A 24951-nucleotide genomic window follows, 5' to 3' on the forward strand; every position below is an offset into this window, starting at 1 on the left:
ACGGCGGCACGCCGCCCGCGGTCCCGGGTTCGTGCGGTCAGCCGATCTTGACGTACCTGATGGAGACCAGCGGCCACCAGGTCCCGCTGGCCGCCGAGGTCTTGCCGGGCTCGACGGCCGAACCGTCTCCCTTGCAGTCGTCCGCGGTGTACCAGGTCACCTTCTTGTTGGTGTGATTGGTGATCGTCTTGTAGCCCAGCGACTCCCACGGCCCCGTCTTCTTGGCGAGCTTGTAGCAAGCCCCGTCCGTCGGGTTCGTCAGCGTCCGCTCACCGTTCCCGGAGAACTCCAGCGTGCCGGTCGCGGCGTTCGCGGCACCCGTTCCCAGGATCAGAAGGGAAGCGGCCATGGCACCCATGGCCAGCGTGCGTCCCGCGTTCCTGCGCATCTTCACGTCGTTCTCTTCCTTCCGGAATGACAACTCATCCGGAGAGGGACGCTAGGGACCGGGGTTATGTTTCATCTATTGGTCGGGGTGCGCCCGTTATCGTCCGTGCACCGGCCCGGTCGAGCCGCGGACCACCAGTTCGGGGCGGAAGACGAACTCGGTGCGCCGGGCGGGGGTTTGGCGGCCCGCGGTGCGTTCGTGGATTTCTTCGATCAGGGCGCCGACGGCGGCCGTAGCCATCGCCTGCACAGGCTGGCGCACCGTGGTCAGCGGTGGGTCGGTGAAGGCGATCAGCTGGGAGTCGTCGAAGCCGACGACCGAGACGTCGCCGGGGACGTCCAGGCCGCGCTGGCGGGCCGCCCGCACCACGCCCAGTGCCATCAGGTCGCTGCCGCAGATGATGCCGGTGCAGCCTTCGTCGAGCAGTGCCGCGGCGGCCGCGTGGCCGCCCTCGACGCTGAACAGGGTGTGCTGGACGCGTCGTTCGGCCTGCCCCCTCGACAGGCCGAACGACTCCGCCAGTGCCGCCGCGAAGCCGTCGGCCTTGCGGCGGGAGGGCACATAGCGGGCCGGGCCGACGGCCAGGCCGATCCGCTCGTGTCCCAGTTCGGCCAGGTGGCGCACGGCCATCCGGGCCGCCGCGCCGTCGTCGGGTGAGACGAACGGGGCGTCGATGCGGTCGTTGTAGCCGTTGATGAGGACGAACGGGACGCCGCGGGAGGCCAGCCGGGCGTAGCGGGTGGGGTCGGCGCGGGTGTCGGCGTGCAGGCCGGAGAGGAAGACGATGCCGGTGACACCGCGTTCCTCCAGCTGCTCGACGAGTTCGTCCTCGGTGGCCCCGCCCGGCATCTGGGTGCACAGCACCGGGGTGTAGCCGTGGCCGGCCAGCGACTGCTCGATGATCTGGGCGAAGGCGGGGAAGATCGGGTTGGTCAGCTCGGGGATGACCAGGCCGACCAGTCCGGCACTGCGGCGCCGCAGCCGTACGGGACGCTCGTAGCCGAGTACGTCGAGCGCGGCGAGCACCCGCTGCCGGGTGCTCGCCGCGACGCCCGCCCGGCCGTTCAGGACCCGGCTCACGGTCGCCTCGCTGACCTCCGCCTGGGCGGCGATGTCGGCGAGCCGGGGGGCGGTGTGGAGATCGGGCAGGGTCACTCCGCCCACCAGACTGCGGTGTCGGCGGGCAGGGTGAAGTCCGCGCCGGGGGCGTCGAGTTGACGGGAGGCGAGCAGGATCCGGCCGGGGGCGGGCAGCGGGGCCGGGGCCTCCGTCGTGTTGACGGTGCAGATCAGGCCGCCGGGGCGGCGGAAGGCCAGGACGCCGTCGGGGGCGTCCAGCCACTCGACCGCGTCGCCCGCGCCCAGTCCCGGCAGCCGGCGCCGGAGCGCGAGGGCGGTGCGGTAGAGCTCCAGGGTGGAGGCGGGGTCGCCGGTCTGGGCCTCGACGGTGAGAGCGGCCCAGTCGTCCGGCTGCGGGAGCCAGCTGCCGCCGTCGCCGAAGCCGTACGGGGTGGTGTCGCCGCTCCACGGGAGCGGTACCCGGCAGCCGTCGCGCAGGCCCTCCTGGCCGCTGTCCCGGAAGAACGAGGGGTCCTGGCGGACCTCGTCGGGGAGGTCGGTGACCTCGGGCAGGCCCAGTTCCTCGCCCTGGTAGAGGTAGGCGGAGCCGGGCAGCGCCAGCATCAGGAGGGTGGCGGCGCGGGCGCGGTCCAGGCCGCCGCCGAGCCGGGTGCGGTGGCGTACGACGTCGTGGTTGGACAGCACCCAGGTGGTGGGCGCCGACACGGGGCGCATGGCGTCGAGGGAGGAGTCGATCGCCTCGCGGAGGGCGGCCGCGTCCCAGCCCGTGTTCAGGTAATGGAAGTTGAAGGCCTGGTGGAGTTCGTCGGGGCGGACGTAGAGGGAGGTGCGTTCCGCGGTGGGGGCCCATGCCTCGGCGACCGCGATCCGCTCGCCGGGATACTCGTCGAGAACGGTGCGCCAGGAGCGGTAGATGTCGTGGACGCCGTCCTGGTCGAAGAACGGCAGCACCTGGTTGCCGAGCAGTTTCAGCTGTTCGCCGTGGCCCATGTCGGGCAGGCCGGGCGCCTTGACCAGGCCGTGTGCCACATCCACCCGGAAGCCGTCCACGCCCAGGTCCAGCCAGAAGCGCAGGATGGAGCGGAACTCGTCCTGGACGGCGGGGTGGTCCCAGTTGAAGTCGGGCTGTTCGGGCGCGAAGAGGTGGAGGTACCACTCGCCGTCGGGGACCCGGGTCCAGGCGGGGCCGCCGAAGAGGGACTCCCAGTCGTTGGGCGGCTCCTCGCCGTTCTGGCCCCGTCCCTTACGGAAGTGGAAGCGCTCGCGCAGGACCGAGCCCGGGCCCTCCGCCAGCCCGCGCCGGAACCATTCGTGCTGGTCGGAGCAGTGGTTGGGGACGAGGTCGACGATGATGCGCAGGTCCAGGGCATGGGCGTCCCGGATGACGGCCTCGGCGTCGGGCAGGGTGCCGAACATCGGGTCGATGGCGCGGTAGTCGGCGACGTCGTAACCGGCGTCGGCCTGAGGTGAGGCGTAGAACGGGCTGAGCCAGACGGCGTCCACGCCCAGGTCGCGCAGGTACGGCAGCCGGCTGCGGACGCCGGCCAGGTCCCCCATGCCGTCCCCGTTGGCGTCGGCGAAGCTGCGCGGATAGACCTGGTAGATCACCGCGTCGCGCCACCAGTCGGTGGCAGGAGTGACGTTGTGCTGTGGAGTCATGTCATCCCTTGGTGGTGCCGGCGGTCAGTCCGGCTACGAGGTGGCGCTGGGCGAAGGCGAAGACGAGCGCGGCCGGTACGGCGATGATCACGGCGGCGGCGGTCATCGAACCCCAGTCGTTGGTGTACTGGTTGACGAAGGTCTGGAGGCCCCCGGCGAGCGTCAGGTTCTCCTCGCCGGTCATGAACGCGGAGGCGTAGGCGACCTCGGCCCAGGCAGTGACGAAGGTGTAGAAGCCGGTGACGGCGAGGCCGGGGCGGGCCAGCGGCAGGACGAGCCGCCAGAAGGTGCCGAACGGGTTGAGGCCGTCGACCCGGCCCGCTTCGTCGATCTCCACCGGGATGGTGTCGAAGAAGCCCTTCATCATCCAGGCGCAGAACGGAACCGCGATGGTCAGGTACGTGATGACCAGGCCCGCGGGCTGGTTGAGGAGGCCGAGGCTCGCCAGGAGGTTGTAGAGCGGCACGATCAGGACCGCGACCGGGAACATCTGGGTGATCAGCAGCAGCCACATCAGCGGGCGCATGCCGGGGAAGCGGAAGCGGCTGACGGCGTAGCCGGTGGTGGCGGCGAGGAAGACACCGAGGACGGTGGTCAGCCCGACGATGATCACGGAGTTCTTGAACCAGGTCAGGAACTCGGTATCGGCCAGTACATGGGTGTAGTTGGCGAACGTGAAGTGGGTGACCAGGCTGGTGGAGAAGGCGTCGTTCTTCGGTTTGAAGGACGTCACCAGCAGCCACAGGGGCGGGAAGACCGCCAGCACGGCCGCGACGGCCAGACCGGCGTGCAGAGCGGTGGAGGCGAGCCGGGAGCGCTGGTTGCGCTTGCGGGCCGGACGGGCCGGCGGTGTACGGGTCATGGTCACCACACCTCTCCCTGCTTGCGCAGCGCCCGCCGGTAGACGACCGCGACGACCGAGAGCAGGACCAGGATCAGGACGCCCCAGGCCGCGGACTCGGAGAAGTTGCGGGGGCTGTCGAGGAAGGAGAGCCGGTAGGCGTAGGTCACCAGGATCTCGGTGGCGTCGCCGGGGCCGCCCCGGGTCAGCAGGAAGATCACCGGGAACATGTTGAAGGTCCAGATGGTGGAGAGCAGGATGACGGTGCTGCTGACGGCCCGCAGCCCCGGCACGGTGATGTGGCGGAACCGCTGCCACGCGCTCGCACCGTCCATCTCGGCGGCCTCGTACAGCTCGCCCGGTATGGACTGGAGCCCGCCGAGCAGCGCGACCAGCATGAAGGGCACGCCGAGCCAGACGTTGACGGCGATGACCGAGAGCTTGGCCCAGGTCGGGTCGTTGAGCCACGGGACCGCGTCGATACCGCCGCCGGCCAGCAGCTTGTTGAGGATGCCGCTCTTCTCGTTGTAGAGCATCCGCCAGGTGAAGACCGAGATGAAGGCGGGGATGGCCCACGGCAGGATCAGCGCGAGGCGGTAGAAGGTGCGGCCGCGCAGGGTGCGGTTGAGCATGTTGGCGAGCGTGAGGCCGACGAGGAAGGTGAGCGAGACGCAGGCGACGGTCCACAGGACGGTCCAGCCGAGGCGGTCCCAGAAGACGCCGTCGGAGAGCACCGCCCGGTAGTTGTCCAGGCCGGTGAACTTGTAGGTGGCGGGGAGGTGGTTGACCCCGATGTTCCGCTCGACGTTGGCCTCGTTGGCGTCCGTGAGCGAGAGGAAGACGCCGCGCACCAGCGGGTAGCCGATGATCACCCCGATGACGAGTACCACCGGGGCGACCATCGTCCACGCGTACCAGTGGGTGCCCAGCGCCCGGCGCACCCGTACAGCAAAGGTCACTTGTAGTCCTTGAGCAGCTTCCGGTAGGCGTCGCCGGTCGCCTTGGCGGCCTGCTGGGGCGAGGCGGCGCCGGTGAGCACCTTGTTCATCTGGACCTTGACCGGCTCGAAGAGGGAGTTGCCCTCGGCGATCCAGGGGCGCTGCACGGCACCGTCGACGGCGGGCTTGAAGAACTGGACCATCTCGTTGCTCTTGACGGCCGGCACCTCGTACACGGACTTACGGGTGGGCAGCAGGCTGAGCTTCTCGTTGGTCTGCTGCTGGACCTTGGCCGAGCTCATGTACTTCACGAAGGCGTAGGAGGCCTGGAGGTTCTTGCTGCCGGCGTAGACGGAGAGGTTCCAGCCGCCCTGCGGGGAGCCCTGGGCGGTGCTGCCGCCGGGGACGGGGGCGACGCCGAGGTTCTTCTTGTCCTTGAAGGCCTTGCCGGCGCGAGCGGCCTCGATATCCCAGGGACCGTCGACCGCCATCGCGACGGTGCCGTCCTTGAGGGCCTTGATCTGGTTCTCGTAGCCGTCGGTGGCGTCGGTGACCGCGGCCTTGGAGTCCACCAGGCCCTTGATCGTCTTGAACGCCCGGACACCGGCGCCGTCGTCGATCTCCACGACCTTGTCGCGGGCGTTGACCATGTCGCCGCCCTCGCCGTAGAGGTAGGGCAGGAACCAGTAGGGGTCGTCTCCGCGCAGATACAGGGCGGTGGCGCCGGTCTTGGCCTTGATCTTCTTGGCGGCCTTGGCCAGTTCGTCGAAGGTCTTGGGTACCTCGACGCCGGCGTCCTTGAGGAGCTTCTTGTTGTAGAAGAGGCCGAGGGTGTCGATGACCTGGGGTGCGGCGTAGGTCTTGCCCTTGAACTTCGTCGAGCCGACGGCCTGCGGGAGGTAGTCGTCGGTCTTGTCGAGGGCGGGGGTGCCGTCGAGCGGCGCGAGGTAGCCGAGGTTGGCGAAGTCGGCGACCCAGGCGACCTCGGTACGCATCACATCGGGGGCGCCGGAGTTGCCGCCGGCCGCGTTCTTGAACTTGGCGTTGGCGTCGCCGAAGGGGACGTTCACATATTTGACGTGGACCTTGGGGTGCTCTTGCTGAAAGCCCTCGGCAAGTTTGCGGTACGTCGCCTTCTCGGCGTCGTTGGAGGTGTCCCAGAAGGTAACGGTTCCGGACAGTTCACCCCCGCTGTCGCCGCCGCTGCCGCTGTCGCCGCCGCTGCCGCTGTCGCCTCCGCCGCACGCTGTCGCTGCCAGTGCCAGGCCCGCTACCAGCGCGGTGGCCGTGATGCCCCGTATGCCACGCCGCATGTGAACTCCTTAGGGAAATGCCTCAGATGGCGGTCAGGAACGTAACAGCGTGGAAAACAAACCGAAAGACCTTGCGGCAAATTTCTGCAAGACCATGGGAACGAATTGCAACGAGATGGCTGGAACGGGACCCTCCGGGCACCCCCGGCACCGTCACCCCGCGCCCGCCCGAGCGTTGATTGCGTGAAGGCACCGACGCCTCTTGATCTCGACAGGGACGGCAGATGACCCAGGAGCTCACTTCCCCCAGCCCCGCCCCCCAGGCCCCCGGAACGGGCCGAGGTCCGGGGTGGTGGCGCGACGCCGTCATCTACCAGGTGTATGTGCGCTCGTTCGCCGACAGCGACGGTGACGGCGTCGGCGATCTGCGCGGCGCCCGCGCCCGGCTGCCGCACCTGAAGGATCTGGGGGTGGACGCCGTCTGGCTCACCCCGTTCTACGCCTCACCGCAGGCCGACGGCGGCTACGACGTCGCCGACTACCGCGCCGTCGACCCGCTCTTCGGCAGCCTCCAGGACGCCGACGACCTGATCCGCACCGCCCACGACCTGGGCCTGCGGGTGATCGTCGACATCGTCCCCAACCACACCTCCGACCGGCACCCGTGGTTCCAGGACCCCGAACTCGCCCGGGAGCGCTACCTCTTCCGCCCCGGCAAGGGCGAGAACGGCGAACTCCCGCCCAACGACTGGGAGTCGGTCTTCGGCGGTCCGGCCTGGACCCGCACCGACCGCGGCGACTGGTATCTGCACCTCTTCGCCCCCGAGCAGCCCGACCTCAACTGGGACAACCCCGAGGTGCACGCCGAGTTCGAGGCCATCCTGCGCTTCTGGCTCGACCTCGGGGTGGACGGCTTCCGGGTCGACGTCGCGCACGGCATGGTCAAGGCACCCGGCCTGCCGGACATCGGCCACGGCCAGCAGGCCAAGCTGATCGGCAATCAGGTGCTGCCGTTCTTCGACCAGGACGGGGTGCACACCATCCACCGCGCCTGGCGCCGGCTGCTGGACGGCTACGGCGAGGCCCACGGCAAGCAGGTGGTCGGCGTCGCCGAGGCCTGGGCCCCCACCGCCGAGCGCCTGGCCCTCTACGTCCGCCCCGACGAACTCCACCAGGCCTTCAACTTCCAGTTCCTGAACGCCCCTTGGGAGGCCGGCGCGCTGCGCGAGGTCATCGACGCCTCACTCGCCGCCACCACCTCGGTCGGCGCCCCGACGACCTGGGTGCTGTCCAACCACGACGTCGTACGCCACACCACCCGGCTCGGCGGCGGTCTGGACCGTGCCCGTGCCGCGACCCTCCTGATGCTGGCGCTGCCCGGCTCCGCCTACCTCTACCAGGGCGAGGAACTGGGCCTGCCCGAGGTCACCGACCTCCCCGACGAGGTCCGCCAGGACCCGGCCTTCTTCCGCGGCGGCCGGACCGCGGGCGCCGCCGCCACCAGCGGCCAGAACGGCTTCCGGGACGGCTGCCGGGTGCCGCTCCCCTGGTCCGGCGAGCTGCCGCCGTACGGCTTCGGCGACGGCGGCAGCTGGCTGCCGCAGCCCGGCGACTGGGCCGCCCTCACCGTCGAGGCCCAGACCGGCGACCCCGCCTCCACCCTGGAGCTCTACCGCACCGCCCTCGCCCTGCGGCACCGGCTGCCGGGGCTGGGCGACGGGGAGATGAGCTGGGCCCCCGCACCCGATGGGGTGCTCGCCTTCACCCGGCCCGGCGTGCTGTGCGCCGTCAACACACTGGGGCACGACGTGGAGCTGCCGCCGCCCGGTGCGCTGCTGCTGGCCAGCGCCCCGGTGACCGGCAACGGGGCCGCCGCGGTGCTCCCCGGTGACAGCTGCACCTGGTGGGCAATCTGAGAGCCGAACGGTACAGTCCCACACATGACCGCCCGGCTGGCCGATATCGCAGCGCAGGCGGGTGTCAGCGAGGCCACCGTCAGCCGGGTGCTCAATGGAAAGCCCGGAGTCTCCGCCACCACCCGCCAGTCCGTGCTTGCCGCCCTCGATGTGCTGGGCTACGAGCGCCCGGTGCGGCTGCGGCAGCGCAGCGCCGGGCTGGTCGGACTGATCACTCCGGAGCTGGAGAACCCGATCTTCCCGGCGTTCGCCCAGGTCATCGGGCAGGCCCTGACCCGCCAGGGCTATACGCCGGTCCTCGCGACCCAGACGCCGGGCGGCTCCACCGAGGACGAGCTGACCGAGATGCTGGTGGACCGCGGGGTGGCCGGCATCATCTTCGTCTCCGGGCTGCACGCCGACACCTCCGCCGATATGCAGCGCTATGAGCAGCTGCGCGGCCAGGGCGTCCCGTTCGTCCTCATCAACGGCTTCTCCGACAAGGTGCAGGCGCCGTTCGTCTCCCCCGACGACCGGGCCGCGGTGGACCTGGCGGTCACCCACCTCGGCGCACTCGGCCACCGGCGGATCGGGCTGGCGCTCGGCCCCAAGCGCTTCGTTCCCGTGCAGCGCAAGATCGAGGGCTTCGTCCGCAGCATGCAGGACCGGCTGCAGCTCGGCCCGGCCGAGGCGGAGCAGTTCATCCAGCACTCCCTCTACACCCTGGAGGGCGGCCAGGCCGCGGCGGGCGCGCTGATCGAACGGGGCGCCACGGCCATCGTCTGCGCCAGCGACATGATGGCGCTCGGCGCGATCCGCGCCGCCCGGCAGCGCGGCCTCGACGTCCCCGGTGACATCTCCGTGGTCGGCTTCGACGACTCCCCGCTCATCGCCTTCACCGACCCGCCGCTGACCACGATCCGGCAGCCGGTGACGGCCATGGGACAGGCGGCGGTACGGGCCCTCCTGGAAGAGGTCGGCGGCACCCCCGCCCCGCACAGCGAGTTCGTCTTCCACCCCGAACTGGTGGTGCGCGGCTCGACCGCCTCGGCCCCCCGCACCACGGCGCGGATTCCGAAGCCGTCGCGGGCTCACTGAGCGCCACATCACCCGCAAGTACGGGGTCCTGGCATACCCCACAGGTCCGATACGAGGCCTCGAATACCCGCCCGAAGGATGATCGGCAAGACGTCCGTTTCTGGCAGACTGTCTGCCTATGGGTGATGCGAATACGAGGATTTTGGACGGCCTGCCGACCACCCCGCCACCCAAGGGGGAACACGCGGACCGCCCGGTGACCGACCGCCGATTGGCCCGTCTGCGGGCCCCCCGCTCCCCCCGGCTCTGGTTCGAGATTCTGCTGATCGCGGTCAGCTACTGGACCTATTCGGTGGTCCGCAACGCCGTGCCGGAGCAGAAGATCCAGGCCCTGAAGAACGCCGACTGGGTGTGGCAGACGGAGCACTTCCTGGGCATCGCCGTCGAACGCACCGTCAACCACGCGGTGAACTCCGTGACATGGCTGATCGTCACGATGAACTACTACTACGCGACACTGCACTTCGTCGTCACGATCGGTGTCCTGATCTGGCTCTACCGCTGGCACCCCGGCCGCTACGCCGCCGCCCGGCTGGCCCTGTTCACCACCACCGGTCTCGCGCTGATCGGCTATTACCTCTACCCGTTGGCGCCGCCCCGGCTGATGCCGGACGGCGGCTTCGTCGACACCCTCGTCCACCACGGCACCTGGGGATCGATGGCGTCCGGCAACCTCGCCGCGATGTCCAACCAGTACGCCGCGATGCCGTCGATGCACATCGGCTGGTCGCTGTGGTGCGGCATCACCATCGCCCTGCTCGCCAAGCCCCTCTGGTGCAAGGCCCTCGGGCTGCTCTACCCCACGGTCACCCTGCTGGTGATCATCTCCACCGCCAACCACTTCTGGCTGGACGCGGTGGGCGGTGTCCTGTGCCTGTCCCTGGGCTTCGCGTGTGCCTCTGTCTGGTACGGGTCGCTGCCGCATCGGCTGGAGCGGGTGTTGCCGGCCACGGCGTGAGGCGGAGCCGCATGCGGCCTCCCCCGCACCCTCCCCCGGAAGGGGCGAGCGCAGGGGAGGCGGCATGAGGCCCTGACGGTACGGTGCGCGCGGAAGCGGACAGGGTGGGCAACCGCCTGGCCACCGGGTCAGTCCCGCACGACACCATCAGCAGCGGGGGGCCGCCTTTTGGCCTCCGTGTGATACCACTCGATGAGGTGCGTGCGGAAGAGCATGGCAGCGAATTCGGGGTCCCAGTCCGCACTGAATTCGGGCACCACATTCTGCCGCCACTCAAAGGCCACCCCGGGATGACTCGCCATGGAGAAAGTGGCGGTGATCCAGACGCCCTGCGCTCTCCGGTCGACAAGCATTTCCCGCAAGGAACCCTGATCCTCTTCCGAGGCCAGACTCTTCGGCAGGGAGCTTTCCAGGGATCGCTCAAATCGTGCGAGCCACTGTTCCACATCCATACCGCCACGCGGTGTATGGTCCACGGCCTCTCCTCTCCATACCGTCATTCCAGGAACGCCGTGATGATGCCGACCGGCCGACCGTCCTTGGAGGCGTCGTCTTCGCGCTCCGTGAACACCACGCGGAACATCTTCCCGGTGGCCGTACGGCTCCTTGCCACCATCGACCCGTCATCTTCCTCGTATTTTCCATCTTCGAGGGTATCGTCGATCCAGCCGAGCAAGGAAGTGTCATCTTCCGGGTGCTTGTCCTGAATGTGTTTGTATCCGAACTTCAGGCTCCCCTGCCTGAGTGGCACGTCTTCGCCGTTCTTCCCGAAGAACGAGTTGCGTATGTGCCACTTTCCGACTGCCGATTTCTGATCCGCCGGCGCGCCCATACGCACATGCGAAACCGTGGCGGCCTGCGCGGGCTCTGCGAAGACTCCCAGAAATCCAGCCGAGGCGACCGATGCCGACAGAATCCCCGCCAGGATCCTCTGTTTACCCCACATCATCATTCCTTTGCGTTGGAATTGATCAACGCATGAAATGAAATCAGAAAACGATCAAGGGTACGAGGGGCGGAATAAGCCCCGCCGCCCCCGCCGATAAATCGAAAAATGTCCGCCGTTCACCTTTTCCGGCCCACCGCCGGAATCACCGGCGCACACCACCGTTCTCCCGCCATGGCCATGACGCAGCAGCCGGTTTCCCGTCGTCCGGACCGGGAACCGGCTGGCTGAATCGTGTCGCTCACGGCGGCAGGCGCAAGGGCTGCGCGGGCAGCGGCCGGAGTGGGTGCCCCCGCGGTGCCCCCGCCCCCTACGCCCCGTAAAAGAGCTCCTCGACGACGCCCCGCGCCCTGCGGGTCACCCGGCGGTAGTCGTCGATCATCTCGCCCGTCTGGCCCTCCTCGTAGCCGAGGTAGCGGCCCACGGCCGCCAGCTCGCGGCCGTCGACGGGGAACGTGTCGCCGGGGCGGCCCCGGACCACCATCACGGCGTTGCGTACACGGGCGGCCAGGACCCAGGCCTCGTCCAGGGTCTGGGCGTCCTCGGTGCCGATCAGTCCGGCGGCGTGGGCGGCGGCCAGGGCCTCGCGGGTGCGGGTGGTGCGCAGGCCGGGGACTTCCCAGCCGTGCTGCATCTGGAGCAGCTGTACGGTCCACTCGACATCGCTCAGGCCGCCGCGCCCCAGCTTGGCGTGGGTGGTGGGGTCCGCGCCGCGGGGCAGCCGCTCGGCCTCCATACGGGCCTTGAGCTTGCGGATCTCGCGGACCGCGTCCTCGCCGAGGCCCTCGGCGGGGTAGCGGAGCGGGTCGATCAGCTCGATGAACCGCTCGCCCAGTTCGATGTCGCCGGCGACCGGTTCGGCGCGCAGCAGGGCCTGCGACTCCCAGACCAGTGACCAGCGCCGGTAGTAGGCGGCGTACGAGGCGAGTGTCCGCACCAGCGGGCCCGTCCGGCCCTCCGGGCGCAGGTCCGCGTCGATGAGCAACGGCGGGTCGGAGGAGGGGAGTTCGAGCAGCCGGCGCATCTCGTTGGCGACGGCGTGGGCGGCCTTGGCGGCCTCCTGCTCGTCGGCGCCCTCGCGGGGCTCGTGGACGAAGAGGATGTCGGCGTCCGAGCCGTAGTTGAGCTCATGGCCACCGAAGCGGCCCATGCCGATCACCGCGAAGCGGGTGGGCAGGGTGTCGCCCCACTGGTCGCGGACCGCGGCGCGCAGCGCACCGGCGAGGGTGGCGGCGTTGAGGTCGGAGACGGCGGAGCCGACGGCGTCGACGGAGTGGCCGTGGTCGTTCGCCGCCGGGCTGAACTCCGTGCCGTAGGCGCCGATCACATCCGCGGCGGCCGTACGGAACAGCTCTCTGCGGCGCACCCCGCGGGCCGCCGTGACCGCGGCCTCGGCACCGTCCGCGCGGCCGACCGCGGCCAGCACCTCCTGCTCCAGGGCGGCCCGGCCGCGTGGCTGGAGCCCGTCGGGGGCACCCAGCAGGGCGACCGCCTCGGGGGCGCGCAGCAGCAGATCGGGGGCGAGCCGGCCGGCCGACAGCACCCGGGCGAGGTTCTCGGCGGCGGCGCCCTCGTCGCGCAGCAGCCGCAGGTACCAGGGGGTCTTGCCGAGCGCGTCGGAGACCTTGCGGAAGTTGAGCAGTCCGGCGTCCGGGTCGGCGGAGTCCGCGAACCAGGCGAGCAGCACCGGCAGCAGGGTCCGCTGGATGGCGGCCTTGCGGGTGACGCCGGAGGCGAGGGCTTCCAGGTGGCGCAGTGCGGCGACCGGGTCGGCGTAGCCGAGGGCTTCGAGGCGGTGGCCGGCGGCCCTGGCGGAGAGCCGGGTCTCGCCGGGCTCCAGGTGGGCGACGGCGTCGAGCAGCGGACGGTAGAAGAGCTTCTCGTGCAGCCGGCGCACCTCGCGGGCGTGCCACCGCCATTCCCGGCGGAGCGTGTCGACCGGTTCGGTGCGCAGGCCCAACGAGCGGGCCAGCCGCCGCAGTTCGCCCTCGTCCTCGGGCATCAGATGCGTACGGCGCATCCGGAAGAGCTGGATCCGGTGTTCCAGCGTGCGCAGGAAGCGGTAGGCGGCGTCCAGGGCGGCGGCGTCCTGGCGTCCGACATAGCCGCCGGCCGCCAGCGCCGCCAGGGCGTCGAGGGTGGTGGCGCTGCGCAGGGTGGCGTCGCTGCGGCCGTGCACCAGCTGGAGCAGCTGTACCGCGAACTCGACATCGCGCAGTCCGCCGGGGCCGAGCTTGAGCTCCCGTTCGACCTGCGCCGCGGGGATGTTCTCGACGACCCGGCGGCGCATCTGGCGCACATCGGCGACGAAGTTCTCCCGCTCGGCGACCTCCCAGACCATGGGCGCCAGCGCGTCCACGTACTCCTGCCCCAGCTGGAGGTCACCGGCCATCGGGCGGGCCTTGAGCAGCGCCTGGAACTCCCAGGTCTTGGCCCAGCGCTGGTAGTAGGCGAGATGGCTGCTGAGGGTGCGGACCAGCGGGCCGTTGCGGCCCTCGGGGCGCAGATTGGCGTCCACCGGCCAGATCGTGCCCTCGGCGGTGTTGTCCGAGCAGAGCCGCATCATGCGGGCGGCGAGCCGGGTCGCGGCCTGGAGGGCCTTGGCCTCGTCCACGCCCTCCTTGGCCTCGGCGACGAAGATGACATCGACGTCGGAGACGTAGTTCAGCTCGCGACCGCCGCATTTGCCCATGCCGATGACGGCCAGCCGGCTCACCGCGGCGTCGCCGGGCGCCTCTTCGTAGGAGATCTCCAGGGCGGCCCGGACGGTGGCGGTGGCCAGGTCCGCCAGCTCCGCGGCGGCCTCGGCGACATCGGTCGTGCCGCACACATCGCGGGCGGCGATGCCCAGCAGGGAGCGGCGGTAGGCGGTGCGCAGCGCGTCGGCGCGCGGCCGTTCGGCGTTCTGCCCGCCCCAGATCCCCTCGGCGAGCGCCAGCTCGAACTCGGGGGTGGTGGGGTGCAGATCCACCGACTCGTACGTGACCAGCGACTGCCAGTCGTACGGATGCCGGACGAGGTGGTCGGCGAGCGCCTCGGAGGCGCCCAGCACGCCCAGCAGCCGGTCGCGCAGCGGTTTCGCCGCGACGACGGTGCTCAGCAGCGCCTGCTGCTCGTCCGGCTCCTGGGCCTCGACCAGCCGGGCCAGGCTGTGCAGGGCGAGGTCCGGGTCCGCGGTGGCGCCCAGCGCCTCCAGCAGGACCGAGTCATCGCGTACGGACGCGAACAGAGCGGAATCGAGCAGCGCCCCGGCCGCCGAGGGGTCGGTGAAGCCGTGCCTCAGCAGCCGGGTGAAGGTGCTGCTCCGCCGTCCCTGCGGAGCGGGAAGTGCCATGGGTGCAAGCCTCTCGGTGGCGCGGTGGCTCAGAGCACGGGCAGCATCTTGCGCAGCTCGAAGGCGGTGACCTCGGAGCGGTACTCCTCCCACTCCTGCTTCTTGTTGCGCAGGGATTGATGCACGCCTTTGCTCACCTCCCATGACTCTACCGGCGTGCCCACTGACCAGCAGTGGAGCGGTTGTCGTTGGTCGTTGCCGGTCGCCCTCGGCTGTCCTCTGACGGCCCCTAGACGGCCCGGGGCCCGGGGCCCCGGCCGCTGGCTCCAGCGCAAGCGTTCGGGTCGCCAACGTTAGCAACCCCGCTAGCGAGCCGACAGGGCTGATCAGGGCGTTAGCGGATGGTGGGCGACTGGCGCCCTCTCGCGGACGGCTCCGACGGCACTTCTCGCTGGCTGGCGTTCTCGCTGGTCGCTCATTGGTGGGCAGCTGCGGGGTGGCTACCTGTCCACTGATGGTCCACGAAACGTGACAGTCACCTCGCGCCGGCCGTCTCCCTGCGGCAGCCTGGTGGAGTGACGGAGCGCAAGACATGGAGTCGCCACAGAAGGACAGCCGAAGGCACGACCCCATGAGGCGACAGCACCTGATCTGGTCCGGCGCTGCCCTAATGGGCTTAGCTGTGGCTTTGCTCGCCGCGGCTGTTTTCACCTTTCTGACCGGCCACGGGAATGGGTCCACCTCCACCTCGCACGAGGCAACCGCGGCACCGTCGGTGTCTGCGCACCCCACCGTCTCCGAGTCCCCTGGTGACACACCCGAGTTCCCTGGCGCCACATCCACCCCCGGGAGCGCCGGCCCGCCCTCGACGCAATCACCCACCCCAACCGTGACCGTCACCCAGTTTGTTCAACTACCTGCGGCAGGGGCGGGCGGGCCTGAGCTCATAACCGCCATTGGGGGGCTGATCACCGCTGGTGTCGGCGCCGCATCATTCCTTGTGGGAATGAGGCACCGGGACCGCAGGGAGACCGAACGGGTACACCCCCCGACCAACGCTTCTTGAGGGTTGGGGTGACCTACGCATTACGAGTTGTCGGATCTTCGTCCGTCGGCGTCCATGGAGGTCCGTTTGCCCAGTTCAGCGGCCGTAGTGAACGTCAGTGGACGTCTACGGACCTCGATGGATGCGGCGGCAACTGGGACCACAATTGAGACCCGGCCCACCAGCAGCTGACGCTGTCAGCGGTCTCAGTCCCCTTGGCCCGAGTCGCGCCGCTGCAGGAAGCCGTGGGCGTACAGAGCCTCGTCGGGGTGCCGGTACAGGCGAGCGAGGGCCCACGCCTGATCACCGCTGAGCTGGGGGTGCGCGGCGCACAGCCGGCGGGCGCGCCAGGTGGTGCGGGGCGCCAGGAGCCACCGCTGAAGACCGTACCGGGCGGGCGGAATCACACGACCTCCTGCTGGCCCTGGTGAGGTTGGTCGAGCTGCTGCTCACGCTTGCGCTGTTCGATCCGCAGGGCCTCGACCCTCTCGGCGAACAGCTCCAGGTTCTCCTTCTCGTCGGAGAGGTTGTACGGGGCGATAGCCAGGTCGAGAGCGGTTACCTCCTGCTCGATGGCATCGGCCGTCTGCTGAAGGTTGAAGCCGCGCTCCTTGAACTTGAAGTAGCCCATCACCGAGGTGATGACGGTGATGGCGCCGCCGAGACCGATGAGAATGCCCTTACCTGGCTGCGGCGGGTCATAGAGGGCGGTGACGCCGGTGACGGCGGCCGAGCAGATAACGAGCGTCCACTGGAGCCAGTTGTGCCAGCGGCGGTAGCTCGCGCTCTCCCCCCGCAGGCGGTCGATCTCCCGGGGGATGGCGTCCCGGTAGGAATACTGCCGATCGAAGGCCGCCCGCGCGACCTTGGACGCAGCCAGAACCCGCTCTTCCTCGGCCAGTTCGAGGTTCAGCTTCAGCTCCGCGACCGAAAGGTCTTGTTGCGCGCGACTTCCGTTCCCGTACCTAATCCAGGGCTGCGCAGTGTCGAATTTACGGCTGAACACGGTGCACCCCACGAAGAGGGCCCCGGCAAACACGACACCGAAGATGTTGATCGGCGCCATGTTGTAGTGGCGCCAGGTGAGAGCGGTCGCGCCGACCAGGGAGAGCAGCAGCAACGGAGGCCCGACCACCCCAATGAGGGTGGCGACGCTGACCAAGCGGGTGCGTTTGATCTGACGTTGAAGGTTGGCAACGGTCCGTCGGTGGTCTATCAGGGCGTTGATGCGATCGTCGTCTCCGACGGGGCCGGACTGCGGCATGAGCTGGCTTCCCCCATGGACTTCTCGGCTGATGGCCAGTTGGGCGACCGGAAGAAACCAGAGGTGCGGGCTCCCCACGGACCGCCCGTCAAAGCCCCGCCGTCAATTCCCGACCGCCTCACAGTGCTCTGGTGTAGCGCGACCTATGTGGCCAAGGAGTCACGTTCGGTGAAATTGACGCAAACCGCGTTCTCATGGCCGAATCAGCACCGGTCGCCGCACAGTCGGTGGGCGTAGCCAGCACTCGGCTACGCCCATGCGCACATGTGCAGGCGCATCACCGTGCCCTGAGGCGCGAACCATCAGATGGGATGCGCGTACGGCGGTGAGCGGTGGAATGCGGGCGCTGCGGGCGACGCGCTCCTGACAGGCGGTGGGGCTCATGGCCGCCGTCCGCGCACGGCGGCCGCGTAGGCCTACTCCTTCAGCGCCACGCGGGCCGCGGGCGTGCCCTGCAGGGTCTGCCAGTAGGGGTGGTCGGCGATGCGCCGGGAGACCTCCAGCAGACGCCGGCGGTGGGGAACCACCTGGTTCGTCAGCGCCGTAGCGACCGACCGCAGGTGAGGTACCAAGCGGTCAGCGGTCTGGACCTCCAGGAGGTCGTGGGGGGAAGTCGGGGCGATCCAAATCCCAATTAGATCGCTCGTTCGGTTTATGGGCCAAGGTCGGCGCGCTGCACGGAGACTGCGAACGAGCGACCGTGCGAGTCTTGGAGGGCAAACTCATGTGGATGAGAGGGACCAGATGCCGGGTGCGAGTCCGCGCGGGACGTATTTGCTGATCGCAGATGCTCTGCGCAAGGAGATCGGGAAAGGACGCTTCGCTGAGACGGGGCTCCCCTCCGAAGCCGCGCTGATGCGGGAGCACGGGGTGGCGCGGACCACGGTACGACGTGCTTTGGAGATCTTGGAACAGGAAGGTCTCATCCACGCTGCGCCAGGGGTCGGCCGCGTGGTCAGCGACGGCAGCGAGCGGCGCCCCTTGGCGCAAAGGGTGACCGACATGATCACGGAACGCGGTTTCGCGATCGGTGACGCGTTTCCATCCGAGGCCCGGCTCTGCGAGGAATTCGCAGTCTCGCGGACAGCCCTGCGTAGCGCTCTATCAGCGCTGGAAGGACGGGGAATCCTGGAAGCCGTGCACGGGAAGGGGCGGTTCGTTCGCGCCCTCCCGGTGAGCACACACGATTCGTAGGCTGGAGCCCATGGAACTCACAGAGCAGGCATTTGCCCTCTCGGAATCGATGCTGGCCGAACCCCTCCCACGCCGCTGGGCGCACTCCCTCGGCGTCGCCAAGCGTGCGGCGGCCTTGCGCCCCATCCTCGGTCACGACGCCGATCTCCTGGAGGCCGCCGCAGTCCTCCACGACGTTGGCTACTCGCCATCGATCGCCACGACAGGGTTCCATCCGCTCGACGGCGCCCGATTCCTCCGTGAGCAGGAGTCGTTCGACGAACGGGTCGTTCGCCTGGTGGCCCACCACTCCTGCGCGCTGCTTGAGGCGGAGGAGCGGGGGCTGCGTGACGAACTGGCGACTGAGTTCGAGCTGGAGCGTCCGGAGCTCGTCGACGCCTTGATCTTCTGCGACATGACGACGACCCCGGACGGCGGCCACACGGCGCCGGCCGACCGGCTGAACGAGATCGTGGCGCGCTACGGCCCTGACACCATCGTGGGCCGCTTCATCCAGCGGGCGGCACCCGAGATTCACGCTGCCGCGAGCCGGGTGGAACAGCGGATGGCCGCCGTGGGCGCAGGTCAGCCGATGTAGGGCACCGTCCGAGAGGCCTCCAGCCCGTGCTCAATGCGCAACCGCATCGAGGGGTGAATGTCGAGTCGGTCGAGGTCCGCTGGAGAGACCCAGCGGACCTCTTTAGATTCGTCGCTCGTGCGCAGGGAACCGCCTGTGAGGTGCGCACGGAAGCAAATGGAGAACTGCTGCCGGACTTCTCCATCGTCGTACGCCATGACGTGCCGCGGGTCCGTGTAGAGGCCGCTGACGCCATCCACGTCGACCGTAAAGCCCGTCTCTTCTTCGACTTCCCGTACGACGGTCTCGGCGATCGACTCGCCGACGTCATGGCCGCCCCCGGGGAGAGCCCACAGGTCGTTGTCAGTCTTGTGGATGAGCAGGAGCCGCCCGTCCTCATCTCTGACGACGGCGGTAACCGAAGGCACCACCGAGTTGGCTTTCGGGGCCTCTGGGTCGTTGAAGTAGTCCCTGCGGCTCATGCGTGAACCTCCGTGAAGTCGGTGGGTGAGGTGATCCCGCGGGCGGATTCCCACACGCGCTCAACGCTCTCGGCGTATGTGTCAAACAGCTCGCCACCAGGGACGCGCTGTAGGTGGAGGACAGGGGCAAGGTAGGCACCGACTCCGTATACGTGGCCGTTTGCGAGCAGTTCGTTGTCGGCACGGTAGATGGAGTTGTAGAGGGTCGTGCTGTGCAAGCGGAACTCGACGCCCGGCAGGCCGAAGAGCCCTCGGTAGTTCATCAGCGCGTTGCGAATCTTGCTGGCCATTGCATCGCCGATCCCCTCGTCTGCACCACGGGTCGCAACCTCGGGGCAGTCCGGGTCGCCAAGCATGAAGCGAACCCGTACGCCATCTGCCGACTTCTCCTTGACCAGGCGGAGGAATTCGGAATCTTCGGTCAGCCAGAAACCGGAGTAGACCAGAACATCGAAGTAGGCCCGGGACGACGAGTAGAGCTGCGGCCAGAGACGCGGGGGAACCGCTGAACGGTGTGGGTACAGCTTCACGAGCTCTGCACTGCCGGCTGACGTGACCTCGGCCATCGTCCGCTCGTCAGGCCACAGATAGGACACCTCGTAGCGGAGCAGCGAAGCCACCGCGTACTGGAAGCGGCGATACGGCTTGCGGCCCTGGTTGATCCACCGCTCGACGGTTTTGCTGGCGACCCCGAGGCGCTCGGCGACAGTCTCGATGGTGAGTCCTCGTTCGGTGATCGCTCCACGAAGTCGCTCGTTCGCCATCTCCCCTTCTCCCCCTCCACGTTGGGACGTCCTGGGACGACTTCGACCCTAGCCAGCCGTCCCGGAGTCGTCCATGAGGGCGGTCGTACGTCTGCTGCTCAGGCAGCAATCTTGAAGCACACCAAGAGAACGCCCTTCCGAGGGCGGGTTCTTGACAGTGCAGGAGATACAGGTATTACATGTATCTCACGAGCTTCCGAGCCCGCAGTACTGGGCTCCGGAAGTCGTTGCTTGACCTGCACCAATGCGTGACCTGCGCCGCCCGGACGGCCCCGTGACACGGGTCGAAAGGAAGCGGTCGTTGTTTGAGAACTGAACAAGTGATCGTGCGGGGCTGACGCGAGAGCGGCGGTCGCGGTAGGTGCCTAGGGCGAGGGTCCGGGGGCAAACCGCCGTGATGGACGACGTTCTCCTTTTAGCGCTTGGCAGGCGGTAGGAGCGGTACAGCGGGGCCCCAACGCACGTGGCGAGATGAGACAGATCGCCTCCGAGACGACCGGGTGATGTCGTCGGCGGCACCACATGCCACCTGCACCGGCTCTGGAGAACACCCTCTGGGTGCCACCCCGTGCAGCCGCCCTGCTGGCGTCAGAGCAGCGACGATGACGCGCCCGATTTCCCGGCTCGGGACCGATGCGCCGTGGCAACGGCGCACCGGTGAAGCCGCATCCCTGCTGATTGTGGGAGGTCGGTGTGAACCGGCGACATACCTGGGCGCCGTCCTGACGGACCGGCCGGCGGCGCCCTGCATGAGATCCGGTCCGCTTCTACCTGCCCCCGCAGTGCTGTGACGCTGCGGCCGGTTGCCTCCTCCGCCCGTCCGGCGCGTCTTGCGCGCTGTACGGGCGGGGCTGAGGGGAGCCGGAAAGCCCGGCCCCGAGAGGGGGAGTTCGATGGAGATCGCTGCTGCCGTTGTCGCGGTCATCGGCACCGTGCTGGGTGCTGGTGTCGTCGGTGTCCAGCAGTACTGCGCGGCTCGGTCGCAGCGCCGTGAGGCTCTGCGGGACCGGGCCTTGAAGGCCCTGTGCCAGCTGAGTACCGCGCTGGCCGATCATCGCTGCGCGATGTGGGTGCGCGAGGACCTGCGGCTGTCCGGTGCGGCGCCGGCGGATGTGGCGGCCGCCCGTGAGGCCAGCCACGTCACCCGGTCCGCCGTCACCGCCCCGCAGGTCGCCCTGATGGCGCTGCTGCCGCAGGTCCGTGCCGAGGTGGACGCCGCTGTGCGCGCCACGTACGAGATGCGCGGAGCCTCGAATGCCGTCGTTCTGGCGGCCCGGCAGGAGTCGGCCGTCGATGCGGCCGGCTGCCTGGCCGGAACGGCGGCGCGCGTCCTGTCCCGTCCCTGATCCACCACCCCGTAAAGGCCTGCACCCCCCGGAGTAGCCGCTCCGGGGGGTGCCTTTGGGCCGTCCATCGTTGAAGGAGTACACGACCCATGAAGACCATCGTTGCACTTCAGGCGGTTGTTACCGCCAACCCGCCCGTCGGCGGCCCGACGGCCGCGGAGCTGGAGGCGATCGAGGCGGAGATGCCGGTCATCTCCGCCGAGGTCGAGCTGCTGGACGTACAGATCAGCGTGCTGGACCGGCCGATCACGGAGGTGGACGCGCGGCGACTGCGCCGGGCCCGGCGCAAGGTGCTGGCGGCCCGCCGGGATCTGCTCAACCGCAACTCCATGCAGACCGACGGTGCGGCATGAGCGAGTCCTTGGCCCCTGCCACACGCATGCAGGCCGCGTCCGAAGCGGTGCGCCGACACAACCACGCTGCCATGGCCGGCGGATACGGCAGCACCCCCGAGGTGAGCCGCGCCGTGATCGCCCTGGTGGAGCTGTGCGCGCGGGTGCCGCAGGCGATCGACCACATGAACGGGCGTGTGCTGCGCGACCTGGCCGCCGGAACGCTCGCCCCGGACGACGGGACCGCGCCCGGCGAGCACGCCTACGGCGCCGAGACGGCGCTCGTGGAGGCACGCGTCGCCATGGCCCATGTGCTTGACCTTCTCCAGGAGGCCAGCGGCCACCTGTGGCACCTGGGCATGGTCTTCGAGCCCGAGGAGACCGAGGCATGATCCGCATCATCACCCGCACCCGCCTGGTCACCCTCCAGCAGGCGGCCGACCAGGCCCGCGCACGTTCGCAGGAGGTGCAGGCGTCCGCAGATGCCGCCTACGCCCGCCACGTACGCACCGCCTGGAACCTGACCGCCGACGCGGAGGCCGCCGAGCGTAAGGCCGAGGCGAACCGAGCCGACGCGGCGATTGCCCGGGAGATCCTGGAGCGCACGGAGGCCCAGCTCGCCGACGCGCGTGCGACGGTGACTGAGCAGGCCGCGCGGATCGACGCGCTGAGCGGCGACCTGGACGCCATGGCCGAGGCTGTGGTGCTGCTGCACTACGGGCAGCTCCACAGCCTCCATCGCGACGAGGCGGCGGCCAAGCGGCACGCGGCCTCCTTCGGCATCGACCCGGACGGCTGGGGCACGGTCCCCAGCGACCGTCCGGCAGTGGAGTCGGTCTGGCGCATCTCGCCGCTGAGCAAGTGGGCGGTCACAGACGGCGGTGATGCCGGATGATCCCGAACCTCTCCCAACTCCTGCCCAACGAGCCCGGTTGGCTGTCCTGGGCCGCGCCGCTGGCCACCGTACTGATTGCGGTGGCCGTGGCGCTGTGGGGCGTGCGGCGGCTGCGCGGTTCGGCGTGGCTGGCCGGCATCGGCCCGCAGGCCATCGTGGCGCTGGGCGGTGTCGCGGTCAGCGTCTACGGCCTGTGGGGCTTTGCCACCGAGACCGTCCACCTGCCCAAGCTGCTCGCGGTCGCGTTCATCTCGGTGTTCGACGCGGCGGAGATGACGCTGCTGGTGATGCTCTACCGCACCGCCGACCCCGCCGTGGGTTGGACGCGGGAGCTGCACCTCATGCACCGCACCGCCTGGACCCTGGTGGGCTTCTCCGGCGCCATGAACGCCGTGCACGCCCCCAACTGGTGGGCACGCCCGGTGCTCGCCGCGGTGCCGGCACTGGCCGCGTGGCTGATCGAACTCCAGCTGCGCAGCAAGCTCCACAGCCCGAAGCCGGACGCGGACGAGGAGGGTGCGCGGCCGGGGCCCGCGCGGCTGGTGGCGCTGCTGTGGCAGCACGCCTGGTCCGGCCTGTTCGCCCTGCTCGGCCTGGACGCCCGCACCTCGTCCTCCGCCATCGCTCGCGCCGCCCTGGCGCAGCGTGCGGCGCTGCGGGTCTACCGGCTGCGGCTGGCCCTGGAGGACGGTGCGCCTGCTGGTCGTCCTCGGGCGGCGCGGCGGGTGGAGCGTCGGCGGGAGAAGCTGCGGGGCCGGGCCCAAAAGGCCCTGGACCGGGCGGACGTGGCCACCGACCCGGGGCAGTCGCTGGCGCTGGTGCGGCGGCTGGCCGCCCTGACCCGCGCGGAGGAAGTCGCGCGCCTGAACTACTCCGACACCACGGCCGTCCTGGCGCTGATCGAGGACCTGGCGGTGACGCCGGGAGCGCAGCGCATCGAATCCTCCGCACTGGCCGAACAGGCCGAGGACGCGCGGAAGCGCGCGGAAGCCGCGCGGCAGGAAGCCGACGACGCGCGGCAGGAGGCGGAGGCCGCGCGGCAGCGCGCGGAAGAGGCCCTGACAGCCGCGCGGGAGGAGTTGGCCCGCGTGGAAGAGGCGCGCGATGCGGCCCTGGAGGACGAGTCCGGGGTGGCCGAGCAGGCGCGCGGTGCGCGGCAGCGCGCGGAAGACGCGCGGAAGGCCGAGCAGGCCGCGCGGCAGCGCGCGGCAGAGGTGCTCAAGACCGCGCAGGCTGACGCCGAGCGGCTGCGGACCGAGGCCGCGGCGGGTCTGGAAGAGGTCCGTGGCGCCATCACCGAGCAGCAGGAGGTCCTGTCCTCCCTCACCCGTCAAGCGCAGCAGGCGCGCGACGAGGCCAGCGGCCGGCAGGAGGAGTTGTCGCAGGTCAGCCGGGACATTGAGGAAGCCACGCTGATCCGTGACCGGCTGCGCGGGGACCTCGCGGCCCTGAGCCCGCAGGCCCCCGACGGGGCCAGCAGCGGGGAGGGGCCGGTGTACAAGTCACCGGCCAAGGAACAGGGGTGGCAGCACTACCTCCACACTCTGACCACCTCCGAGGGCCGGGCCGAGCCGACGGCGGCCGAGCTGGCTGAGCGGTTCGGGGTGGACGGCGGGAACGCGCGGAACTGGCTGCGGGACTTCCGTGCCGCGCGCGCCGCGCAGCTCGCCGCGCACCAGCCGCGCGCTGCCGCGCACCACTCCGTTAACGGCAGCGCCCCGGTCGGCATCTCCTGATGACGACGGCCCGCTTCTGGGACCCCGACGGCACGAAATTCGGGGTCCCTACGTATCCGTGGCGCCTGGCGCCGGACGGTCTGGCCACCCGCGCGCAGCTTCGCGCGCGGGGGCTGCGGCCGGGCGGGCAGGAAATCGCCGCGCAGATCCTGTGGCGCTCGCGCCGCGCAGGCGGCGGCATCCGCGCCGCGTACCTCTACAGCATCGACCTCGCCAAGCCGGTCCGGCCCATGACCTCTGCGAAGTGGGCGGCGCTGGCCAAGGCGAACGCCGCCCGCCGCCTCTGCCCTTCGTGCCGCCGGGACCGCGGCTACACCATCTCGACCTGTCTGGGCGTCTGCGTCACCTGCGCGGATGCTCCCGCTCTCGTCGTATGAACCAGGAGTTCCTATCGTGCAGCGTCGTCATCTGCTCCTGTCCGCCACGCTCGTCGTGGGTGCGGCGGTGGCCATCTCCTACGCCGTGAAGCTCAGCGCCTATGGCGTTCCCGCCTCGCTGGTCGTCTCCTGCTCGCTGGCCGTAGGTAGCACCGCCCTGGTGTTCGCCTCCCGCCTCGCGGACCTCTTCGAGGTCACCACACACCGCTGTCAGGCGCCCGGGTGCGACTTCCAGGCGCGGGTGCGCGGGGTGAGCGCGGTGGAGAACCGGCGCTGGCAGGAGACCGCCGCCGAGCACCCCACCCACCGCTACCGCGCCTGAACCGCCAGCACGCCTGACATCGATCTTCAAGGAGATTTGCTGTGACCAGCCAGAACCAGACCGTCCAGCAGCAGGGCACCCACCACTGGGTGATCACCGTGGAACTGCCCGGTCGGGCGATGCAGACGCTCTACGGCACCTACACCCCGCCGGCCGGAGCCACCCGCCACGACGTGTTCCTCGCCATCAAGAACGACCTCGCTCAGCAGTCCCCGGAGATGGCGCGCGCGAACGTCGTCTTCTTCGCCCTGGAGCTCAACCAGCTCTGAGCCTGCCTGTGTTCGGCGCCCCGGCCCGCTTCCTACGGCC

Annotated in this window: 27 protein-coding genes and 1 pseudogene; 13 read left to right on the forward strand and 15 right to left on the reverse strand. The window is 69.7% G+C overall.

Going from position 1 to position 24951, the window contains the following annotated elements; translation table 11 throughout:
- Positions 1 to 37: 37 nt before the first annotated feature.
- The 6 genes from CP981_RS11090 to CP981_RS11115 form a co-directional block, all read right to left on the reverse strand.
- Positions 38 to 394 (reverse strand): hypothetical protein, encoded by a 357-nt coding sequence (locus CP981_RS11090; RefSeq protein ID WP_085925322.1) that lies wholly within the window; start codon positions 392 to 394, stop codon positions 38 to 40.
- 90 nt (positions 395 to 484) lie between these two features.
- Complete coding sequence (locus tag CP981_RS11095; RefSeq protein WP_425282210.1) at positions 485 to 1555, reverse strand: LacI family DNA-binding transcriptional regulator; 1071 nt, start codon at positions 1553 to 1555, stop codon at positions 485 to 487.
- On the reverse strand, positions 1540 to 3126 hold the full coding sequence (locus CP981_RS11100; RefSeq protein WP_085925320.1) for a glycoside hydrolase family 13 protein: 1587 nt from the start codon (positions 3124 to 3126) through the stop codon (positions 1540 to 1542). The genes CP981_RS11095 and CP981_RS11100 overlap by 16 nt, the downstream gene beginning before the upstream one ends.
- Position 3127: 1 nt before the next feature.
- Positions 3128 to 3988, reverse strand: a complete 861-nt coding sequence (locus tag CP981_RS11105) for a sugar ABC transporter permease (RefSeq protein WP_085925319.1) — start codon at positions 3986 to 3988, stop codon at positions 3128 to 3130.
- A gap of 2 nt (positions 3989 to 3990) precedes the next feature.
- Positions 3991 to 4869, reverse strand: a complete 879-nt coding sequence (locus tag CP981_RS11110) for a carbohydrate ABC transporter permease (protein WP_371874151.1) — start codon at positions 4867 to 4869, stop codon at positions 3991 to 3993.
- A 53-nt stretch (positions 4870 to 4922) separates the two neighbouring features.
- A complete protein-coding gene (locus CP981_RS11115; RefSeq protein ID WP_085925317.1) occupies positions 4923 to 6218 on the reverse strand; it encodes an extracellular solute-binding protein in 1296 nt (431 codons plus the stop codon).
- Between the two features lie 224 nt (positions 6219 to 6442).
- Here CP981_RS11115 and CP981_RS11120 point away from each other — a divergent pair, with 224 nt between their 5' ends.
- The 3 genes from CP981_RS11120 (at position 6443) to CP981_RS11130 (ending at position 10109) form a co-directional block, all read left to right on the forward strand.
- Entirely contained in the window at positions 6443 to 8074 is a 1632-nt protein-coding gene (locus tag CP981_RS11120) for a glycoside hydrolase family 13 protein (RefSeq protein WP_085925316.1), read from the forward strand.
- 24 nt (positions 8075 to 8098) lie between these two features.
- Positions 8099 to 9151, forward strand: coding sequence for a LacI family DNA-binding transcriptional regulator (locus CP981_RS11125; RefSeq protein WP_085925315.1), 1053 nt, complete (start codon positions 8099 to 8101; stop codon positions 9149 to 9151).
- A 118-nt stretch (positions 9152 to 9269) separates the two neighbouring features.
- Positions 9270 to 10109 (forward strand): phosphatase PAP2 family protein, encoded by an 840-nt coding sequence (locus CP981_RS11130; protein ID WP_085925314.1) that lies wholly within the window; start codon positions 9270 to 9272, stop codon positions 10107 to 10109.
- 128 nt (positions 10110 to 10237) lie between these two features.
- On the opposite strand, the gene CP981_RS11135 is transcribed toward CP981_RS11130, so the two are convergent.
- The 7 genes and pseudogenes from CP981_RS11135 to CP981_RS37645 all read right to left on the reverse strand — a co-directional run bounded on the left by CP981_RS11135 (position 10238) and on the right by CP981_RS37645 (position 17210).
- Complete coding sequence (locus CP981_RS11135) at positions 10238 to 10585, reverse strand: hypothetical protein (RefSeq protein ID WP_143658883.1); 348 nt, start codon at positions 10583 to 10585, stop codon at positions 10238 to 10240.
- Positions 10586 to 10605: 20 nt separating this feature from the next.
- Positions 10606 to 11055, reverse strand: coding sequence for a hypothetical protein (locus CP981_RS11140; protein WP_143658882.1), 450 nt, complete (start codon positions 11053 to 11055; stop codon positions 10606 to 10608).
- A 310-nt stretch (positions 11056 to 11365) separates the two neighbouring features.
- Positions 11366 to 14389 carry a bifunctional [glutamine synthetase] adenylyltransferase/[glutamine synthetase]-adenylyl-L-tyrosine phosphorylase gene (locus CP981_RS11145; protein WP_085925311.1) on the reverse strand — a complete coding sequence of 1008 codons (3024 nt, stop codon included), beginning with the start codon at positions 14387 to 14389 and terminating at the stop codon, positions 11366 to 11368.
- Between the two features lie 29 nt (positions 14390 to 14418).
- Positions 14419 to 14502 (reverse strand): annotated as a pseudogene (locus tag CP981_RS11150) (glutamine synthetase); the annotation flags it as partial.
- A gap of 1078 nt (positions 14503 to 15580) precedes the next feature.
- A complete protein-coding gene (locus tag CP981_RS11155; RefSeq protein ID WP_085925309.1) occupies positions 15581 to 15781 on the reverse strand; it encodes a hypothetical protein in 201 nt (66 codons plus the stop codon).
- Positions 15778 to 16638, reverse strand: a complete 861-nt coding sequence (locus CP981_RS11160) for a DUF4231 domain-containing protein (protein WP_208852925.1) — start codon at positions 16636 to 16638, stop codon at positions 15778 to 15780. The genes CP981_RS11155 and CP981_RS11160 overlap by 4 nt, the downstream gene beginning before the upstream one ends.
- A 416-nt stretch (positions 16639 to 17054) precedes the next feature.
- On the reverse strand, positions 17055 to 17210 hold the full coding sequence (locus CP981_RS37645) for a hypothetical protein (RefSeq protein WP_158092653.1): 156 nt from the start codon (positions 17208 to 17210) through the stop codon (positions 17055 to 17057).
- 172 nt (positions 17211 to 17382) lie between these two features.
- On the opposite strand from CP981_RS37645, the gene CP981_RS11165 reads away from it, so the two are divergent.
- Together CP981_RS11165 and CP981_RS11170 are read left to right on the forward strand one after the other, a co-directional pair.
- Positions 17383 to 17832, forward strand: a complete 450-nt coding sequence (locus CP981_RS11165) for a GntR family transcriptional regulator (RefSeq protein ID WP_085925392.1) — start codon at positions 17383 to 17385, stop codon at positions 17830 to 17832.
- Between the two features lie 10 nt (positions 17833 to 17842).
- On the forward strand, positions 17843 to 18409 hold the full coding sequence (locus CP981_RS11170) for an HD domain-containing protein (protein WP_085925308.1): 567 nt from the start codon (positions 17843 to 17845) through the stop codon (positions 18407 to 18409).
- Here the strand turns inward: CP981_RS11170 and CP981_RS11175 are convergent.
- Positions 18397 to 18870 (reverse strand): NUDIX domain-containing protein, encoded by a 474-nt coding sequence (locus tag CP981_RS11175; RefSeq protein ID WP_085925307.1) that lies wholly within the window; start codon positions 18868 to 18870, stop codon positions 18397 to 18399. The two genes, CP981_RS11170 and CP981_RS11175, sit on opposite strands and share 13 nt — an antisense overlap.
- The gene (locus tag CP981_RS11180; protein ID WP_085925306.1) at positions 18867 to 19634 is read right to left on the reverse strand and encodes a helix-turn-helix domain-containing protein; all 768 of its coding nucleotides are present in this window, start codon (positions 19632 to 19634) and stop codon (positions 18867 to 18869) included. The genes CP981_RS11175 and CP981_RS11180 overlap by 4 nt, the downstream gene beginning before the upstream one ends.
- 893 nt (positions 19635 to 20527) lie before the next feature.
- Between CP981_RS11180 and CP981_RS11185 the strand changes: the two genes are divergently transcribed.
- The 8 genes from CP981_RS11185 (at position 20528) to CP981_RS11220 (ending at position 24911) form a co-directional block, all read left to right on the forward strand.
- Positions 20528 to 20980 carry a protein kilB gene (locus tag CP981_RS11185; protein WP_150522324.1) on the forward strand — a complete coding sequence of 151 codons (453 nt, stop codon included), beginning with the start codon at positions 20528 to 20530 and terminating at the stop codon, positions 20978 to 20980.
- A gap of 89 nt (positions 20981 to 21069) precedes the next feature.
- Positions 21070 to 21333 carry a DUF6284 family protein gene (locus tag CP981_RS11190; protein WP_150522325.1) on the forward strand — a complete coding sequence of 88 codons (264 nt, stop codon included), beginning with the start codon at positions 21070 to 21072 and terminating at the stop codon, positions 21331 to 21333.
- Positions 21330 to 21704 (forward strand): hypothetical protein, encoded by a 375-nt coding sequence (locus CP981_RS11195; protein ID WP_150522326.1) that lies wholly within the window; start codon positions 21330 to 21332, stop codon positions 21702 to 21704. The genes CP981_RS11190 and CP981_RS11195 overlap by 4 nt, the downstream gene beginning before the upstream one ends.
- Complete coding sequence (locus tag CP981_RS11200) at positions 21701 to 22207, forward strand: hypothetical protein (protein WP_150522327.1); 507 nt, start codon at positions 21701 to 21703, stop codon at positions 22205 to 22207. Before CP981_RS11195 ends, CP981_RS11200 begins: the two co-directional genes overlap by 4 nt.
- The gene (locus CP981_RS11205) at positions 22204 to 23943 is read left to right on the forward strand and encodes a hypothetical protein (protein WP_085928387.1); all 1740 of its coding nucleotides are present in this window, start codon (positions 22204 to 22206) and stop codon (positions 23941 to 23943) included. The genes CP981_RS11200 and CP981_RS11205 overlap by 4 nt, the downstream gene beginning before the upstream one ends.
- On the forward strand, positions 23943 to 24320 hold the full coding sequence (locus tag CP981_RS11210; protein WP_085928388.1) for an RRQRL motif-containing zinc-binding protein: 378 nt from the start codon (positions 23943 to 23945) through the stop codon (positions 24318 to 24320). Before CP981_RS11205 ends, CP981_RS11210 begins: the two co-directional genes overlap by 1 nt.
- Before the next feature lie 16 nt (positions 24321 to 24336).
- Entirely contained in the window at positions 24337 to 24642 is a 306-nt protein-coding gene (locus CP981_RS11215) for a hypothetical protein (RefSeq protein WP_085928389.1), read from the forward strand.
- Between the two features lie 41 nt (positions 24643 to 24683).
- Positions 24684 to 24911 (forward strand): hypothetical protein, encoded by a 228-nt coding sequence (locus CP981_RS11220; RefSeq protein ID WP_085928390.1) that lies wholly within the window; start codon positions 24684 to 24686, stop codon positions 24909 to 24911.
- Positions 24912 to 24951: the final 40 nt, after the last annotated feature.

Source organism: Streptomyces platensis (assembly GCF_008704855.1).
In the GTDB taxonomy this organism is placed as follows: domain Bacteria; phylum Actinomycetota; class Actinomycetes; order Streptomycetales; family Streptomycetaceae; genus Streptomyces; species Streptomyces platensis.